At 73.8% G+C, this 17,229-nt stretch carries 10 protein-coding genes; 5 read left to right on the forward strand and 5 right to left on the reverse strand.

All coding sequences use genetic code 11. From position 1 onward, the window contains the following. The first annotated feature begins 58 nt into the window (after positions 1-58). The 3 genes from ABZ464_RS09380 to ABZ464_RS09390 all read left to right on the forward strand — a co-directional run bounded on the left by ABZ464_RS09380 (position 59) and on the right by ABZ464_RS09390 (position 2,548). Complete coding sequence (locus tag ABZ464_RS09380; protein ID WP_359273261.1) at positions 59-1,006, forward strand: methionyl-tRNA formyltransferase; 948 nt, start codon at positions 59-61, stop codon at positions 1,004-1,006. Between the two features lie 149 nt (positions 1,007-1,155). Next, a complete protein-coding gene (locus tag ABZ464_RS09385; protein ID WP_359273263.1) occupies positions 1,156-1,680 on the forward strand; it encodes a MarR family winged helix-turn-helix transcriptional regulator in 525 nt (174 codons plus the stop codon). 43 nt (positions 1,681-1,723) lie between these two features. Continuing rightward, positions 1,724-2,548, forward strand: a complete 825-nt coding sequence (locus ABZ464_RS09390) for a hypothetical protein (RefSeq protein WP_359273265.1) — start codon at positions 1,724-1,726, stop codon at positions 2,546-2,548. A 6-nt stretch (positions 2,549-2,554) separates the two neighbouring features. On the opposite strand, the gene ABZ464_RS09395 is transcribed toward ABZ464_RS09390, so the two are convergent. The 4 genes from ABZ464_RS09395 to ABZ464_RS09410 form a co-directional block, all read right to left on the reverse strand. Further along, positions 2,555-7,150 (reverse strand): AAA family ATPase, encoded by a 4,596-nt coding sequence (locus tag ABZ464_RS09395; protein ID WP_359273268.1) that lies wholly within the window; start codon positions 7,148-7,150, stop codon positions 2,555-2,557. Beyond that, on the reverse strand, positions 7,147-10,116 hold the full coding sequence (locus ABZ464_RS09400) for an SAV_2336 N-terminal domain-related protein (RefSeq protein ID WP_359273271.1): 2,970 nt from the start codon (positions 10,114-10,116) through the stop codon (positions 7,147-7,149). Before ABZ464_RS09400 ends, ABZ464_RS09395 begins: the two co-directional genes overlap by 4 nt. Next, positions 10,116-11,078: a MoxR family ATPase gene (locus tag ABZ464_RS09405; protein WP_359273663.1), complete on the reverse strand. Its 963-nt coding sequence runs from the start codon at positions 11,076-11,078 to the stop codon at positions 10,116-10,118. The genes ABZ464_RS09400 and ABZ464_RS09405 overlap by 1 nt, the downstream gene beginning before the upstream one ends. Before the next feature lie 103 nt (positions 11,079-11,181). Further along, positions 11,182-12,618 carry a hypothetical protein gene (locus ABZ464_RS09410; RefSeq protein ID WP_359273273.1) on the reverse strand — a complete coding sequence of 479 codons (1,437 nt, stop codon included), beginning with the start codon at positions 12,616-12,618 and terminating at the stop codon, positions 11,182-11,184. Between the two features lie 183 nt (positions 12,619-12,801). Between ABZ464_RS09410 and ABZ464_RS09415 the strand changes: the two genes are divergently transcribed. Beyond that, complete coding sequence (locus ABZ464_RS09415; protein ID WP_359273276.1) at positions 12,802-14,145, forward strand: serine/threonine-protein kinase; 1,344 nt, start codon at positions 12,802-12,804, stop codon at positions 14,143-14,145. A gap of 141 nt (positions 14,146-14,286) precedes the next feature. After that, positions 14,287-16,221 carry an SMI1/KNR4 family protein gene (locus ABZ464_RS09420; RefSeq protein WP_359273278.1) on the forward strand — a complete coding sequence of 645 codons (1,935 nt, stop codon included), beginning with the start codon at positions 14,287-14,289 and terminating at the stop codon, positions 16,219-16,221. Between the two features lie 21 nt (positions 16,222-16,242). On the opposite strand, the gene ABZ464_RS09425 is transcribed toward ABZ464_RS09420, so the two are convergent. After that, positions 16,243-17,226 (reverse strand): antibiotic biosynthesis monooxygenase, encoded by a 984-nt coding sequence (locus ABZ464_RS09425; protein ID WP_359273280.1) that lies wholly within the window; start codon positions 17,224-17,226, stop codon positions 16,243-16,245. Between the last annotated feature and the right edge of the window lie 3 nt (positions 17,227-17,229).

A 17,229-nucleotide genomic window follows, 5' to 3' on the forward strand; every position in this document is an offset into this window, starting at 1 on the left:
ACTTAGGTAAGCCTTGCTTTACTGGCCAGGCCCAATCCCTGCCTTGAGGAGGAACCCCATGCGGGTCGTCATGTTCGGTTACCAGACCTGGGGGCACCGCACCCTGCAAGCCCTCCTGGACTCCGAGCACGACGTGGTCCTCGTCGTGACCCACCCCAAGAGCGAGCACGCGTACGAGAAGATCTGGAGCGACTCGGTCGCCGACCTCGCCGAGGAGAACGGCGTGCCGGTCGTCATCCGCAACCGCCCCGACGACGACGAGCTGTTCGCGCGCCTGAAGGAGGCCGACCCGGACATCATCGTCGCCAACAACTGGCGTACGTGGATCCCGCCGCGCATCTTCGATCTGCCCCGGCACGGCACACTGAACGTGCACGACTCACTGCTGCCGAAGTACGCCGGCTTCTCCCCGCTGATCTGGGCGCTGATCAACGGCGAGTCCGAGGTGGGCGTCACCGCGCACATGATGAACGACGAGCTCGACGCCGGCGACATCGTGCGCCAGGAGGCGGTGCCGGTCGGACCGACGGACACCGCCACCGACCTCTTCCACAAGACCGTCGACCTCATCGCCCCGGTCACCATCGGAGCGCTCGACCTCATCGCCTCCGGGCAGACGGAGTTCACCCGGCAGGACCGCTCGCAGGCCAGCTTCTTCCACAAGCGGTCCATCGAGGACAGCCGTATCGACTGGACCTGGCCGGCGGAGGACCTGGAGCGCCTGATCCGCGCCCAGTCCGAGCCGTACCCCAGCGCGTTCACCTTCCACAAGGGCAAGCGGCTGGAGGTCCTGGCCGCCTTCGTCTCCGAGGGGCTCTACGGCGGCACACCCGGCCGCGTCTTCTACCGCGAGGGCGACGGCGTGGTGATCGTCGCCGGAGCCGACGCCCGCACCGGCCGCAACCACGGCCTGGCCCTCACCCGCGTCCGCACCGAGGACGGCCGCGAGCTGCCCGCGACCGAGTACTTCACCTCCATGGGCGGCTATCTGACCACCCGCCCCTGACCCTCGCCTCCCGCACCGTCCCGGCCATCGCTCGCGCGAGGATCAGCCGATCCCCCGTGCGGCGATGGCCTTTTGACGGTACGTCACCCCCTGTCCCCGCACACGGAAGCACTCAAGTTAGGGTAACCTAACCAGAGAAGGGGGATGCCGTGGACCAGACGGCTGTCACGGGAACGGCGCCGACCGGCGTGCTGCGTCTCAACGCGTATCTCATGTACGCGATGGGCAAGGCCGCGCGCCGCACACTGTCGGAGAGACTCGCCGCGCGAGGGCTGCGGCTGTGGCACCTCACCGTCCTGACCATGGTCGCCGACCTCGGCCCCCAGCCCAAAGGGGTGCTGGCCGCCCGGCTGGACATGAACGCCAGCGACCTGGCCAAGATCGTGCGGGACCTCGACAGGGCAGGACATGTCGAGTGCGTCCGCAGTCCCCTGGACCGCCGTCTCGTCCACGTACGCCTCACCCCGGACGGCCGCACGGCCCTCGACCTCCTCAACGCCGACATCGCCGCCACCGACGACGACCTCCTGGCCCCCCTGAGCGAACCGGAACGCGACCAACTGGCCTCCCTGCTGCGCCGCGTGCACACCCACCTCGCCCCCGCCCGGCCACCGGGCGGAACCGAATCCCCGGCCGCACGCGATCGGCCCCGCCCGGCACCGACCGTGCCCTAGGCTTCCCCGAGGGGCGGTGTCCGGGCCGTACGGGGGAGGCGCGATGATCGTCGGGATCCATGGCATCCGGTGCTACCGGTATCTGGCCCGGGCGGGCACGGTGGAGCTGGCCGGTCGGGCGCTCGCCGACGAATGGGCCGCGGCGCTCGGGCTGCCGCTCGATCCCGGGGCGTTCCATGCCGCCTACTACGCCCAGTTGCTGCACCTCGGCACCACCATGGGCACCGACGAGGCGGAGCACCTGCCGCCGGGGGCCCAGCGACTCCTGGTGGAGTGGGTGTCGGCGCTGGGTGCGCCGGCCGAGGTCACGATGGGGCCGGGCACGCTGCCCGTGCGGCAGGCGGCCGGCTGGCTCGCCGAACGGTTCGGGACGGCGGCGCAGCGCTTCGCGGCGCAGTTCTGCCGGGAGGTGGACACCTATGTCTCCGACCCGGCGTCGCAGCGACGGGCCGCGGTGCGCGACGAGGTCCACCGGGTGCTGGCAGAACGCCGTCCCCGGGTGGTGGTGGCGCACTCGCTGGGATCCGTCGTGGCGTACGAGGCCTTGTGGCACCGGCCGTTCGCACTCGACCTGCTCGTGACACTGGGCTCGCCCCTCGGCATGCCGCATGTCGTCTTCGACCGTCTGGCCCTCGGCGAGGGCAACGAGGCGCACAAGGGGCTACGGCCGCCGAAGGTCGCCCGCTGGGTCAACATCGCGGACGTGGGCGACATGGTGGCCGTCCCGCGTGACCTGCCCGGCCGCTTCCCGGGAATCGACGAGCACCACGAGGTCACCCTCGGACTGGTGGCCTCGCACAAGGCGACCCGCTATCTGGCCCGGCCCGAAGTGGCCGGCATCCTCGGCCCCATGCTCTCCGCCCCCTGAGCCCGCTCAGCTCGCCCCGGCCGGGGTCCGGCGCAGGACCACGACCTCCCACTCGCATCCCAGGACGAGCTGGTGGTCCCGCAGCAGCAGGGCGGGCACCGTCCCGGGGACGCCGATGTCCTCGCGCGGCCGGCCCGACGCGAGATCCCAGACACGGACCGCGCAGTCGTCGGCGGCGACCACCACCGGCGTCCCCTCCACGACACCGCACGCCACCGCGTTCACACCGCCGGTCACCCGCAGCGGAGCGGTCAGGCGTCGTCCGTCCGCCAGGTCCCAGACGCCCACGGTGCCGTCCTGTCCCCCGCCCGTGACCGCGACCACGGTGCCGTCGTCCAGCACCGTGCACGCCAGGGCCGTGGCCCATCCCCGGTGGGCCTCGACCGGGGCCTGCGCGGTCAGCCCCGTCCGCAGGTCCCAGGTCCGCAGCGTGCCGTCGTCGCCGCAGGAGACGGCGGTGGGCCTCCCGCCGACGTCCACACAGACCACGGCGTTGACTCCGCCCCGATGACCGGCCAGGGGCAGACCGCGCGGTGCGCCGTCCGTCACGTCCCAGCACGACAGACGCCCGTCCGCGCCCCCCGACAGCAGCACGGGACGGCCGTCGAGGCCGGTGGCGGCGAGGGCCTGCACCGGTGGGCTCCCGGTGTCGATCAGCTGGTCGTACGGCGTTCCGTCGGCAAGACGCCAGCAGCGGATGATGCCGTCCGCGCCCCCCGACGCCAGGCCCGGGCGGCCGTCGAGGTCGATGGCGGCGAGGGCGTGCACCGGTCCGCCCCTGGTGTCGATGGGTGTGCCGTACGGCGTTCCGTCGGCGAGGTGCCAACGCCGGAGGTGGCCGTCCGCTCCCGCCGAGGCGAGCACGACGCCGTCGGGGAGTTCGGTGATCGTGAGGGCGTTGACCCAGCCGGTGTGCCCCACCGGCGCGGTCGTGCGTTGCCGCTCCCAGGGCACGTTCCACACCCGCAGCACCGGGTCCGCGCCGGCCGAGACGACCACGGGAGGATCCGACGGGGGATGCACGAGGGCGGTGACCGCGCCCATGTGCCCCACCAGACGGTTGACCTCCGACAGTTCGTCGCGTTCCTCCTCGGGGTCCCAGCTGCGGATCGTGCCGTCGCTGCCGCCGCTGAGGATCCGGACGCCCTCCGCTCCGGTGACGCACGTCAACGCGTACACCGGTCCGTCATGCGGGGCCGCCGACCGCGCCGTCAGCGCATGGGTACGGGCGTTCCACACCCGTACGTGTCCGTCCTCCCCCGCGGTCACCACCTGCGGCTCGCCCCGGGCCGTGAGGGTGAGGAGGGCGTTGACCTTTCCCGGGAGGTGAATCCCCGGGCCGCGCTCCTCCTCGGTGACGAGGGACCAGAAACGGACATGGCCCTCGTCGTCGGCGGCCACGGCGAAGGCGGAGTCGTCCGCCGTGCCGTCGGCGGTGTCGGTGTCGGTGTCGTCGGCGGTGTCGTCGGCGGTGTCGTCGGCGGTGTCGTCGTGCACATACGCCAGCGCGGTGATCTGGTGGGGGCTCGGGGACAGCCCCAGCGGACTCACCGGCTCGTCGCCGCGGAGGTCCCACAGCAGCAGCCGGCCCGACTCGTCCGCGCTCAGCGCCGTCCGGCCGCCGGCCACCTCCCCGCAGGCGAGGCCGCGTACCGTCGCGGTGTGCCCGTCCAGCGGCACGCTCCTGACGGTCAGCCCGGGCATATCCCACAGCGCCAGGGAGCCCCCGCTGCCCGCGCCCAGCAGGACGGGTTCCTCGTCGACCTCCGAGCAGACCAGGTCCTGGATCTCTCCCGCGTGCGGGTCGGCCGACGCGCGCTGCCGTCCGGTGCGCGTGTCCCACACCCGCACCGATCCGCTCCTGCTGCCGGTGACGACGAGCGGGGTCCCGTCGACCGTCACCGCGGCCAGCGCGGTCACCCGGTCGTCCGGCACCTGGAGGGTGAAGGCGTGCGCGGCGCTGATCCGGCTGCCGGTGGCCCAGGAGGGACGCCAGAGCATCGGGGACCCGGTGGCCGAGGGCAGCGCGGCGAGCCGGTCGGCGAGGGTGTACGCCTCGTGCCGTACGGCGTCGAGCGCCAGGATGTGGCGCCGCTGCTCGGCGCCGACCTCGCGATGCAGATGCGCGCTCGTCCGGTAGGCGCCCGCCGCGCTCCTCGCCGGCTCCGACTCCGTGTGCCGCAGCTCGGGGACGAGCCAGTCGGGGTCCGCGTGCACCAGGAACTCGGGTTCGGTGCACAACTCGTCGAACCGCCCGGCGTCCACGGCGTGCTGGGCCAGGTGCCGACGGGTGTAGCCGTCCATCGCGTCCCATGCCGCACGGCCGTGCGAGCCGTCGCGCAGGGACCCCACCAGTGCCTCGTACACCAGCGCCTCGGGTGCCGGGGACGGCGTCCCGTCCTGGGGGACCGGGCGCTGACGCAGTTCGTCCGCGACGCTCTGGTGGAGCAGCCGGTGCAGCATCGTGCCGTCCCGGTCCGGCACCGAGCGCAGGAACGCCCGTACGTCGTCCAGGAGCGGGCCCACCGTCGACGCGTCGGTCGGCACGGCGGCGGGCGCGAACGCCCCGGCCACGGCGGTGACCGCCGACACCGGCATCCCGTCGCCCTGGGTGAAGGCGAGTGCCGTGAGGACCGGACGCAGCAGCTGGTGGGCGTGGTCCCGGCCGAAGCTCAGGTCGAGGAGACCGGGAAGCGTCAGCGGCACCTGGGCACCGAGCTCCGCGGCGCTCGTGGGATCGGCGAGCCGGGACCGTACGGCGTCCTGCAGGACGTACGAGGTGAACAGCGCCGCCATGAGGTACGGCCCGGTGGCGCCGCCGGCCAGGACGCCGGCCGTGGCGGCGGCGAACGCGGCCACGGCCTCCCCGGGTCCACCGTCCGCGGCCGGATCCGGCAGGGCGGCCGAGAGCAGCTTGACGATGTACTCCGCGAGATCCTTCGCCAGGTCCTCGGGCCGGGCGGCGTCCAGATCGACCAGGCCACCGGACGCCCGGGCCGCGTCGACGAGCGCGGCGAACGGCTCCTCGTCACGGGCGCCGAGCAGCAGCCGGCAGACGGGTCTGCCGTCGGGTCTGACCGTGGTGGTGAGCGGCTGGAGCAGCGTCCGTACGGCGTCACGGGCGTCGCGCATCTCGTCGAGGGCGTCGACGACCACCACGGGAGGCGGCCCCGCCGACCGGCGCAACGCGTCGATCAGGCGCTCCACGCCCCGGTCGGACGGCGCCGGCCCGTTCGGCCCGGCCGTCCGCAGGTCGAGCTGGAGCGCCAGGGAGTCCACGATCTCCTGGACGGTACGCCGCCGGGCGTGGACGGCGGCGAGCGGCGCGCTCGTCGTGACGGGCCCGCCCAGGGGTGCCCAGAGAGCCCGCGTCCGTGCCCGCAGCTGCGGATGGGCGGCGCACAGCAGGACACCGACGAGCGCCGACTTGCCCGCTCCCGGACTGCCGGTGACCACACAGACGCGGGAGGCGGAGTCGTCCGCCAGCCACTGCGTCAGCAGCGAGGTCTCCCTCGCGCGGCCGGTGAACAGTCCCCGGCCGTCCTCGGCGAGCGCCGCCTCGGGGAAGCCGGAACCGCCCTGGGCGTGGCGCCGGAAGTGCGCCAGGTCGGCGACCTCGTCGAGGAACGAGCCGAGCTCACCGCCCAGTTCGGCCGCCACCTCGCTGCGGACCCGGTGGAGCGGACTGGAGTCGTGGTACGGGTTGGGCAGGAAGGGCAGTTCGGGGGCGGGCCGGTCCAGGGGGATGGCGGCGACCCGCTGGGTCAGTCCGCCGACGGCCCGGGCCAGACGCAGCAGCCGCTTCTCCACCTGGTCGACGAACCACAGGTAGTCGATGAACGGGTGGCCGCGGTCGTACTGGAGCCGTTTCTCCGCCAGATCGTTCAGCACCTCGGTGACCGCCCGGGTGAATCGTCCGGCGAGGGCGAGTTCCCCCTCGTCCGAGGCGGCCAGCACCCAGGCCCGGTTCGTGCCGTGCGGCTTGCGCAGCTGCCACTCCTGTCGCGCGGCCCGGCCGGCGTGGCACAGGTCGAGCAGGAAGAGCACGGCCGGCCGGCCGGGGAAGTCCTCGACCGCCGCGAGCCAGGCCTCGACGGAGGTCTCGGGCAGATGGGCGCTGTCCGATCCCAGCGCGTACAGCCCGGTGGTGCGCGGCACTCCGTGGCTGAGGACATGGACGATCAGGATGTCGTCGCCCGGCGATGCCGTCAGGGTCTCGCGCAGGGCGGCGCCCAGCGCGGCCGCCGTCGGCCCGGGGTCCGCCTCCGTGCCGGTGCCGGTGCCGGTGCCGGTGAGCGTGGTGCAGACGTAACCGAAGGCCTCGTGTTCCAGGGCTTGCTTCAGCGCGGTGACGTACTCCTCGGCGAAGGGCAGGTCGTCGGGGCCCTCGTCGTCCTCCGACGCGTACTCGGGGTGGGGCGCGAACCGGGTGACGCCGATGCTCAGGGCCCTGCGCCGGAGCGGAGCGGCCGTCTCCCCGCCCGCCGGGTGGACGGCGTCGGTGTCGCCGTCGGCGTCCGGGGGCACGGCGGAACCGCCCGGGGCGAGGACGGGGGCGTCGTCCTGGCGGGCGGGTCTGTGGGGGCCGGCGGTGGCGGTCACGTGCCGCCCGTTCCCTGCCGCAGCCAGTCCTCGGGGTCGGTGCCCAGTGCGGCCGCCTCCTCCCCGGCGCCGCACTCCTCCAGCACGTCCGCGAGCAGCTCCACCAGCACCCGCACTCCGTGGTGGGCGACGCCCGCGGTGGCCGCCAGCCGCCGCAGGGCCAGCGTGCCGAGGGCCCGGCAGCCGGCGGTGTCACCGCAGGCCCGCAGGTACCGCAGCTGCCGCAGCACGAGTTCGCGGAGGTCCGGATCCTTGTCGCCGAGGGCGCCCACCGGATCCAGCTGCCGGGTCAGCGCGGCGAACCGCGGCCACAGGACGGGGGCGTCCGGCACGTCGGAGCCGAAGGAGGCGACCATGCGGGCCCGTACCGCCCTGCGGGCGACGGCCGGTTCGTCCCCGCTCATCCGTTCCCGGCAGGCGCGCTGCACCACGGGGTGGACGAACACCGTGTCGCTGCCGGGTTCTCCCTCCCGCAGCAGGGCGAGGCCGCGCAGCCCGGCGAGGGCCGGGCCCACCGTCCAGGAGTCCCGGTCGGTCAGGAGCGCCAAGTCCACGGGGCCGGGGGCGAGCACGCCGAGGCAGTGCAGGACGCCTCGGGCGGACGGGTGCTCCCGCAGGACGTGGTCGAGGGAGATCCCGCACACCTGTACGGCCGGATCGGGCGGATCGGGCGGCGGGGTGCCCGCCGGGGAGGGACCGTCGCCCGGTCCGAGCCGGTCGAGAAAGGCCTCGGCGGACTCGTGGGTGACCGTCAGGAACGTGGCGGCCAGTTCGAGGGCGAGGGGGGAGCCGGCGAGCCGCGCCACGAGGTCCGTGGCCTCCGTGGCGCTCAGCGCCGGGGCGTGCAGGCGCGCCAGCGGGATCGCCTTGCGGCGTCTGAGGGCCGGCACGCGGTGGACCGTACGGCCCTCGGGCCAGTCCGGGTCGGCCGAGGTCACGAGGGCGGCGCGGCGGCCGACCGGCAGTGTCGGCAGTTCCTCGCCGGGGGTCGCGCCGTCCAGGACGAGAAGCCAGGACGGTTCCGTGCCCCGCTCGCTCAGCCGGGTGAGTTCGTCGGCCAGGCGGGCCAGGTCCGCGCCGCCCACGGTGGGAGATCCCGCGGAGAGCCACAGCACCCGGTCGAAGTCCGAGCCGTGGGTGTGCGCGTACTCCACCGCGACGGCCGTGGCGCCGCCGCCCTCCGGCGCGCTCAGGACCTGGGGCGTTCCGTCACCGCTGGTGAGGGCCCGGTGCAGCTCCGTCAGCAGCGGCTCCCGGTCGAGGAGTTCGGGTGCCCGCGGGGGCAGGGTGCCCCTGAGCATGCCGGCGTCCACGGTCGGGTCCGCCGGCGTGGCCGCGGTGGGAACGTGTTCCAGGTTCTGGGCGATCGTCTCGTAGTTCGGGCTGAGCCGCCGCAGCACCTGGGCGGACACCACGGCGAACGGCCGCTGCTCCCGCAGGTTCGCCACGGCCGTGTCGTCGCCCCGCAGCAGCGCGGGGAAGTGGACCGGGGCGTGGTAGTGGTCGCTGACGTACTGCGAGACGAGCTTCAGGATGTGCCGGGCGGGCGTCCGGCCGAGTCCGCCGAGGAGTGCCTCGCGCACCCCGGGAAGGAAGTCGAACACGATGGCGTCGCCCCGCGCCCCGACGTTGTCCTCGGTCCGCACGAGAAGACCGCTGAGCTGGATCTCGGCGAGCGGGGACGGATGCGGGGTCTTGAGGATCGCGCGTTGCACGATGCGCATGACCGGGGGGCTCAGCGGCACGGCGGACAGGTGCACGAGCAGCTTGTAGGCGTCGTCGCTGGCGGAGGCCTTGAACTCCTGCACCCGTTCGGTCGCGGAGAGCTCCCGCGTCGGCGGGGCCTCCGCGAGCGCGGTCGCCGCGGCCCCGCCGACCATGGTCACCAGGGCGTCGAAGTCCGGCGACTCCCCGCTCGTCAACGAGGCCCACGGGCCGAGCGAACGGGGATCCAGCATCAGCAGCGGGACGGGCATCCCGGTGACGGGGGCATCGGGGCCGAGGCGGGAGGTCGTCGCCAGCCGCGCGTTGGCCGCACCCGCGCCGGGCGAACGCAGCTTCACCTCGTGCAGGTTCAGCCGGCAGCGCTCCCACATCCTGCGGGGCAGCGGCTGGACGATGGCGACCGGCCCGGTGCGGCCCCAGAGCCGGAGCAGCTGGTCGAGGGTGCCGTCGGACCAGGGGGCGCTGATGCAGTCCGAGACCACGAGGACCACGCGCCGCCCGTTCGGGTCGACGAGTTCGCCGGGGCTCCTGTCGATCTCCGAGGACGCGGAGGGCAGTCCGCGGCGCACCACCACCCCGCCGGAGCCGGACTCCTCGGACGGCAGCGTCCAGTCCTGCACCGACCGGAAGGCGCCGGCCGTGTGCAGCAGGTCCCGGAACTCGTGCACCGCGCGATCCCACACGGCCATCGACACGCTGTCGTCGACGACGAGCGCCACATCGAGCCACCGCGTCGGCGCGGGCCGCAGCACCGGAAGCCAGAACCCGGTGTCGGCGACGCGGTCCACGGTGGCCTCCTCGTCCAGTTGCAGCGCGGTCCGGAGCCCGGGGGGAGTCCGGCGTCCCAGGGGGCGCAGCGCCCTGCGCAGCGCCAGGGCACTCGGCAGGGCGGGCGTCGTGGGCATCCGGACCCGCAGGCCGTCGGGAACGGACTCCGTCCCTCCGGGCAGGTACAGGCCCGCCGGAAGGGGCGGGACGTCGGCGGTGTCCTCCACGACCGTCGGGGGCGTCCCGGACCCCGGCGGGTCCGCTCCCGTCGCCCGGGGGACCGTCTCCGGCGGCCGGGGCTCGGGCCACGGCCGGGTGTCCTGTACCGGCTCCCGGCCGGCGGGCTCGGCGCCGTGTCGGCCGGGGGCGGGCCGTGGCAGGTGCCCGGCCAGCCAGAGGGCGTCCGCCAGCTCCTGCCAGGTCGGCCGATCGTCGGCGGGCCGCAGGAGTCTCGCGAGCAGGTCGTCGGTCATCAGAACTCTGAGTCCAGACGCCTGAGCACGGTCTGCAGCACGCCGGCGCCCCGGTCGGTCCCGTCGAGCCCCTCCCCGGCGCCCTCGCGCATCAGCAGGTACACGGCGTTGAGCAGTTGGTCGGTGGCGAGCGCCTCGGCCGACCGGCGTCGTACGAAGTCCTCGATCAGTGCGGCGCCGCGCGTCACCGCCTCCCGTCCGAGATGCGCCTCGACGATACGGAGCAGCTGCTCGAAACTCGGCTGGGGCAGGTCCAGCCGTAGACAGCGGCGCAGGAACGCGGCCGGGAACTCCCGCTCGCCGTTGCTGGTCAGCACGGTGAAGGGAAAGGCCTCGGCGCGCACCCGGCCGTGGACCACGCGTGCCGTCTCGGTCGGGTCGTACGTCTGCACCCGGGCCTCCGGCTGGTCGAGCCGGGCCAGTTCGGGAATCTCGAACTCGCGCTCCTCGAAGATGTTGAGCAGGTCGTTCGGCAGGTCGGGATCGCTCTTGTCGATCTCGTCGATGAGCAGCACCCGGGGCACGCGGCTCGGCAGCAGCGCGGTGCCGAGCGGGCCGAGCCGCAGATAGCGCCCGATGTCCCAGGCACGCGGGGACCGCCCGAAGCCCGTGAACTCGTCGTCGGGCGCGGACCCCTCGACGCGCAGGTTGGCGTCCTGGAGGCGGCCCAGCGCGTCGTAGGTGTACAGACCGTCGCCCAGGGTGGAGCGGCTGGTGATCGGCCAGCTCAGCACCCGGCCCAGTCTCAGCTCGCGGGCGACGTGGTACGCGAGCGAGGACTTGCCGGAGCCGGGCGGGCCGGTGACCAGCAGCGGACGCCGTAGATAGAGCGCGGCGTTGACGATGTCCACGGTCTCGGACGTGACCTGGTAGGCGGCTCCGCGCCGCCAGGTGTCCGGGCCCGTGTGGTCGTACGCCTCGGGCGTGGACGGGGCGCGCCAGGGCGGCGGCTCCGGGAGCATCTCGATGCCGTCGTGCGGCACGCCCGAGCCCCGGTAGACGCCCCATGCGTGCGAACCCGGTGTCGTCGTCACTTTTCGTCGCCTGTCCTTCGTACTCGTGGCCTCACAGAGGCGCCCGGAACTTCTCCGCCCGCACCGGGGAATGCTCCGGGTCGTCCCAGAGCAGGGCGACGTGGCCGACGGGACGGTATGCGTCGTCCCGCGCCTCGTACCGCCTCCGCCAGGTCAGCAGGGTGTGCGGGAGCCTGGTGAGCTCCCCCGCGTCCGCCAGCCGGGGGGCCAGCTGGTCCCGGAGGAAGGGCCAGGACGCCTCCGGGTCCCCGCCGCGGTGCCACAGCATGACGGGGACGCCGCACTCCAGGGCGCCGGTCAGATACCGGGGCAGGGAGGCGTCGCGCTGCTCCCGGAGCGGCGTCCCGCCCGCCAGGACGGTGAGGGCCTGCTCCATCCGCGGCGCGAGGTCGGCCTCGGCCGCGGACGCGTCCCACGCGTCGAGCAGCAGGGACGACGAGCGGTCGACGTGCCCGGACCGCAGCCGCCGCCACTTCCGCTCCCACGCCTCGCGACGGTTGGGGTCGGCCTGGCGCTCCAGATCGCGTACGACGACGGGATACAGACATCCCAGCGGCCTCTCGGGGTCGTCCGCGGACGTCCGTACGAGCCATTGGTCCACGGGCAGGTTCAGCAGGTCCCGCGGCAGCATGAACTCGACGCGGCTCGGCCCGGCACGGTCGTACTCGCGTGCCGTGGACAGGAAGTCCGTGAGACGTGCGGAGATCTGGTCGACGCGCCGGGGCGTGTCGTCGTGGACGAGGGGCGTCCACTGCCGGTCCCCGTGGCCGAGCCACACCGACAGCAGGTACTCCGGCCGGCCCGGCAGGAAGGCCTGCAGCCGCAGGACCAGGGTGAGGGTCTCGGGGGGCCGGCTCGACGGGTCGTGGGCGGCGGGGTCCTCGCGTCGGGAGACCGGGATGCCGAGGCGGTCGGCGACCTCGACGTACCAGTCCCGCAGACGCCGGCGGTCGTGGGCGGACGAGCGCTCGGCGAGGGTGAGGACGAAGCGGAGGAGAGGCGGGGCCTCGCCGGACGGCCGGACGAGGTCCTCCAGGATCTCCAGGGCGTGCGGCAGGTCCCGGGGGCGCTCCGGCGCCAGCGCGGCCACCTTGTCGTAGGCGCCGCGCCAGCCGTCGTCCTCGCGGGACCGCAGCATGCGCAGCAGGACGTCGCGTTCGTCACCGGTGAGCACGGACGGGATCGTGGCCCGGGGCGCGAGTTCCTCGAAACGGAGCGTGTCGGCGGTGTCTCCGTGGAAGTCGCGCAGCAGGTCCGCCAGGACCGGCAGCGTCCCGGGGCGCCAGGCGCACTGGCGGATCAGGGAGCGTGCCTGCCACGCGGGGTGGTCGTCCGTGACCTCGATCCGCTCACCGGTCTCCGCGGAGAGTTCCTCCAGGAGCACCCCACGCGTCCGCGCGTCGCGGAAGCCGTCGAGACGCAGCAGGATCCCGGTGAGTTCGTCCAGGACGGCGTCCGTGCCGTTCAAACGGACACCATGGTCGAGCCTGCTGACGACATCGCGCCTCCAGAGGGTCCGCCTGCGCACCGGAAGGGCCGGTCGGCCAAGTGCAGACACATGCTACGAAGTTGACGGCTCCCGCACCTGCAACTTCGGACGATGAAGTACGACGAAGTAAGCTGACACGAATTGATCACGCGGGAGAGGTTCATGAGGAGTCCGGAGCCCACGGATCCAGCGGCCCTCGGCGGCTATCCCCTGCTGGCACAGCTCGGCGCCGGCGGCATGGGGCAGGTGTTCCTCTCCCGTACGGCGTCCGGCAGGCCGCTGGCGCTGAAGACCGTGCGGAGCGAGTTCGGCGCCGATCCGGGGTTCGAGGAGCGGTTCGCCCGCGAGATCGCCAGCAGTGAGCGGGTGCGCTCCGCGTGGACGGTGGCCGTCGTCGACTACAGCCCCGCGGGACACCGGCCGCAGTGGCTGGCCACGGAGTACGTTCCCGCCCCCTCCCTCGCGGAGTGGGTGGAGCGGCACGGTCCGCTGCCCGAACCCGCCGTCCGCGCCCTCGTGGCGGAACTCGCGGAGGGGCTGCGGGCGGTGCACCGGGCGGGCCTCTCGCATCGCGACCTGAAGCCGTCCAACGTGCTGCTGGCCCGCCGTCACCCCCTGCTCATCGACTTCGGCATCGCCCGTGCCGCCGACGACACCCGGCACACCCGGACCGGCGGTGTCATCGGCTCACCCGGATACATGGCGCCGGAGCAGGTGACCGGCGGGACCTCGGCGGAGCCCGGTGACCTCTTCGCCCTGGGCGCCGTACTGGTGTACGCGGCCACCGGAAAGAGCCCTTTCCTGCACCCCGGTGAGAATCCGTCGGCGGCGCAGCTCCTCTACCGGATCGTGCACGAGGAGCCGGTGCTGGACGGCGTACCAGCCGGGCTGCTGCCGCTGGCGACCGCGTGCCTGGACAAGTCCCCGCGGGCCCGGCCCACGACGGACGAGCTGCTGGAGCGGCTCGGCGGCGACCAGGACGCCTGGGCCGGGGCGCTGCCGCCGGGCCTGGAGCGGGAGATCGCCGCGAAGGAGGCCGAGCTGCGGTCGGCACTGGCCCGCCCGACCCTCCCCTCGCGCGTCCCGCCGCCCCCCGCGCCCTCCCCCGTCGCCTCGCCCGCGCCCTCCCCCATCGCCTCGCCCGCGCCCTCCCCCGTCCCGTCCCCCGTCGCCTCGCCGGTCCCGTTCCCCTATCCACCCCCGTCGGCGGGATTTGGACCGCCCCCGGCCTACCTCCCCGCTCCGGCCCTGCCACCCGGCGCCGTGGCGGGCCCCGTGCCGGGCGCCGTGCCGGGCCCCGTGCCGGGTCGGCGATCGATATACGTCCGTACGGCCGCCGTCCTGGCGGGCGTGCTGGCGGCTGCGGCCGTGGTCGCGGCGATCACCTGGCCGGACGACACCAAGGGCGCGTCTCCGTCCCCTTCCCCCTCCGCGTCCGCCTCCGCATCCACGGCGTCGGATGCCCTGCCCGCGTCCTGTGCGCACCCGGCAACGTCTACACCCTGACGAAGACCGGCGCCGACGCCCTCACCCTGGAGGACGAGGGCAGCCAGACGGCGGGGGCACCGGCCCGACTGACCCGGTCGTCCTGAGTCACGGCGGGCGACGGACGGGGCGCTGTCAGTGGCGGGTGGCAGCATCGGGGGCATGACGGACACCACAGCGTATTGGCGGTCCTTCCTGCTCAGGTGGAGCGGGGAGTGGGCGGATTCCCTGCCGGAGGACGAGACTCGGGCCGAGGACGACGAGGCCGCCCGGCAGGCGCGGTGGCTGGGGTTCCCGCCCGCCTCCGAGGAGCGGATCGCCGCCATGGAGGAGCGCCTCGGCCGGCGGATGCCCCCGTCGTACCGGGAGTTCCTCGGGGTCACCGACGGATGGCGGCACGCGGGCGGATTCGTGTGGCTGCTGGCCGGGACCGAGGACGCCCGCTGGCACGACGACGCGTCGGGACTCGCAGACGTGTTCGAGGAGTACCTGGACGAGGACGCCGGACCCGAGGAGCGCCGGGAGGCGGACATCTGGCGGCGCGGGCTGCAGCTCGACGTGGAGTCCGACATCACCCACGTCCTGATGGATCCCGAGGACGTGGACGAGGACGGTGAGTGGGCCGTGTACACCTGGGCGAGCTGGCGGGCCGCGCCACCCGAGCGGCACGCGAGCTTCCGCGCGTTCATGCGGGAGATGTACCGGGAGTTCCACAGCCTGCGGGCGCACCGGAGCGACGGGGAGCCGGAGTTCGTCAACGACACGACGCGGACCCTGGACGCCCAGGTGGACGAGGCCCGGCTGGAGGCGCTGCGCGGCGACTGGGAGCGGGCCGCGAAGGCGCTGGACGAGGCCAAGGACTACGGCAGACCGCGGGCCGCGGGACTGGGCGACCAGATACGCCGTCTGCTCGGGCAGACCCACACGGTGTCCTTCGACGGCCTGGTGACGGACCCGCGGTACGCGCCCGAACTGCTGCCACCGCTGGTCGCCGAGCACGCGGCGCACTCCTACCGGGACGACTCCACCCTGACGTTCTCGCTGCGGGGCGCCGACGACGACCTGGTGTCACTGGCCTACGCGACGCTGGAGCTGGTGCGGAGCGGCACGTACCGGTACACGGCGGCCGGACCGTTCGGGGAGGCGGTCGAGCGGGCGCGGGAGCTGGCCCGGTGGGGTGACGGCGACGGGGCATGGCGGACGCTGCGGGACGCCGTACCCCTGTGGGAGCCGCTGGGACCGGACCATCTGGCGCCGCTGGGGTGGGTGGCCGACCCCGTGCTCGGGCCGCTGCTGACCCCGGAGCGGGGCCGCGAGCTGCTGTCCACGCCGAGGGGCGGGCAGGTGGGTGAGGCACCGGGGCCGACGGCCGGGCTGGACCCGGGCGACCTGGCGTGGCTCGCGGAGCCGGACCCGGGCAACAACCGCACGTCCTACCGGTTCGTCCTGGTGGAGGGGGTGGAGCCGGAGGAACTGCCCGGCCGTCTCGCGGACGGGGACGGCACCGTGCTGAACGCGCCCATGACCCTCTGGGAGGCGCGCCGCAGATCGACGCACGAGCAGAGGGAGTCCTCGTCCTACGACGACAGGGCGCTGATGGCGGTCGGCCGGGCCGGCGCCGGCTGGAGCTTCGCGTTCGACGGCGAACCCGCCCCGTTCGTCCGGCAGCGCTTCGTCTCCCCTGCCGCGGCCGCCGGCGCGGGCACCCGCTCGGTGGTGGTGTGGAGCGGCCTGAGGACCTGGCACGGGAAGCCGTTCTTCCACCTCTCGGTGGCGCAGGACGGCGCCGAGGAGTACGCCTTCACCTACGCCGACGGCGAGGTCCGGCGGAGCGGGGAGATACCACCGGCGCTGGACCCGGACCGCTTCTTCGGTGCCGGGGCGGACGGCACCGGGGCGGAACGGTCGCTCCTGGACGCGGTGGCCGGGGAGTTCGGTGCCCAGCTGCCGCGACACGCCATCGTGCGCGGGCGGCTGCACACGTTCACCACCCGCTCCTGGACACGACCACCCCGGAACGGAGAGGGGTACGTGGCGATCCGCGTGCACCGGGGATCCCCGCGCCCGGCGGGAGACGAGGGGCCGGGGAGCAGGTAGCGCCCGGCCGGTGAGGGACGCTCAGGGCAGGGTCCAGAACCGGACCGTGACGAGGTAGAAGACGGCGGCCCAGAAGGTCATCGCCACCGCGACGACGCCGAGGCCACGGAGGTTGTTCCTCGCCGCCGGTTCCTCCGGCGGCGGCCGCAGCCATCGCCCGAGCAGCGGGTTCACGTAGTAGGGCATGGTCAGGAAGCTCATGAGGAAACTCGACAGCAGGTTGCCGACGAGCAGACCGATCCAGAGCGGCATGTGCAGCGGGATCAGAGCGAGCGTCAGCAGCACGACGGTCGGGTACAGGCCGACCCAGACGGCGAGGGAGGTCCGGGTCTCGGAGGGCGGCGGCGGTGCCTCCTTGCCGTTGCCCTCGAAGGCGAACCAGCTGCCGAACGAGTTGTCGATCGTACGGAGGCTGAAGTCGCTGAACCTCTCGCCCTCGGCCAGGATCTCCTGCCGCTGGGGCGACGTCAGCCAGGCGTCGAGGTGCTCGGCGCTGTCGTAGCGGTACAGCGTGGTCCACTCCTCCTGGAGCCCCGCGACGGGACGGAAGAGCTCGGTCCCGCGAAACCCCTCGAACTTGCTCTCCTCCTGGACCATGTGGTGCTGCCAGTCGAGGAAGTCGTCGACCTGGTCGGGGTGGACACGGTGGGTGACCACCACGGTGACCAGCGGATCCAGTGACCTGGTGCCGCTGCTGACCACCTGCTGGGTCGCCGGGCCGTCGAAGTACCGGGCGCCGGTGTCGAGATACGTCTGCCGGGTCGCGCTGTTGGTCCACGCCTGCAGATGCGCCACCGAGTCGAACCGGTAGACGACGACCCAGTCGGGTTGCAGCGGGGTCGGCGGCGAGATCTCGGCGCCGAGGAAACCGGGGTAGTGGGCGGCCGCCGCGTTGAGGTCCTCCTGCCAGGACTCGTACGCGCGCTCCATCCCGGGCAGGACCTTCTGGCCGATGATCGCCGTCGCCGCGGCGGCTGCGTTCTTCTCGGTCCTCCCGGTGTTCATGGC

The sequence above is a fragment of the Streptomyces sp. NPDC005820 genome (genome assembly GCF_040630255.1).
Taxonomy (GTDB): Bacteria; Actinomycetota; Actinomycetes; order Streptomycetales; family Streptomycetaceae; genus Streptomyces.

Bases quoted from the DNA above. Each gene is read 5' to 3' on its own strand.
- ABZ464_RS09400 (WP_359273271.1), bottom strand. From the start codon at position 10,116: ATGACCGACGACCTGCTCGCGAGACTCCTGCGGCCCGCCGACGATCGG.
- ABZ464_RS09425 (WP_359273280.1), bottom strand. From the start codon at position 17,226: ATGAACACCGGGAGGACCGAGAAGAACGCAGCCGCCGCGGCGACGGCG.
- ABZ464_RS09405 (WP_359273663.1), bottom strand. From the start codon at position 11,078: ATGCTCCCGGAGCCGCCGCCCTGGCGCGCCCCGTCCACGCCCGAGGCG.
- ABZ464_RS09415 (WP_359273276.1), top strand. From the start codon at position 12,802: ATGAGGAGTCCGGAGCCCACGGATCCAGCGGCCCTCGGCGGCTATCCC.
- ABZ464_RS09420 (WP_359273278.1), top strand. From the start codon at position 14,287: ATGACGGACACCACAGCGTATTGGCGGTCCTTCCTGCTCAGGTGGAGC.
- ABZ464_RS09390 (WP_359273265.1), top strand. From the start codon at position 1,724: ATGATCGTCGGGATCCATGGCATCCGGTGCTACCGGTATCTGGCCCGG.
- ABZ464_RS09380 (WP_359273261.1), top strand. From the start codon at position 59: ATGCGGGTCGTCATGTTCGGTTACCAGACCTGGGGGCACCGCACCCTG.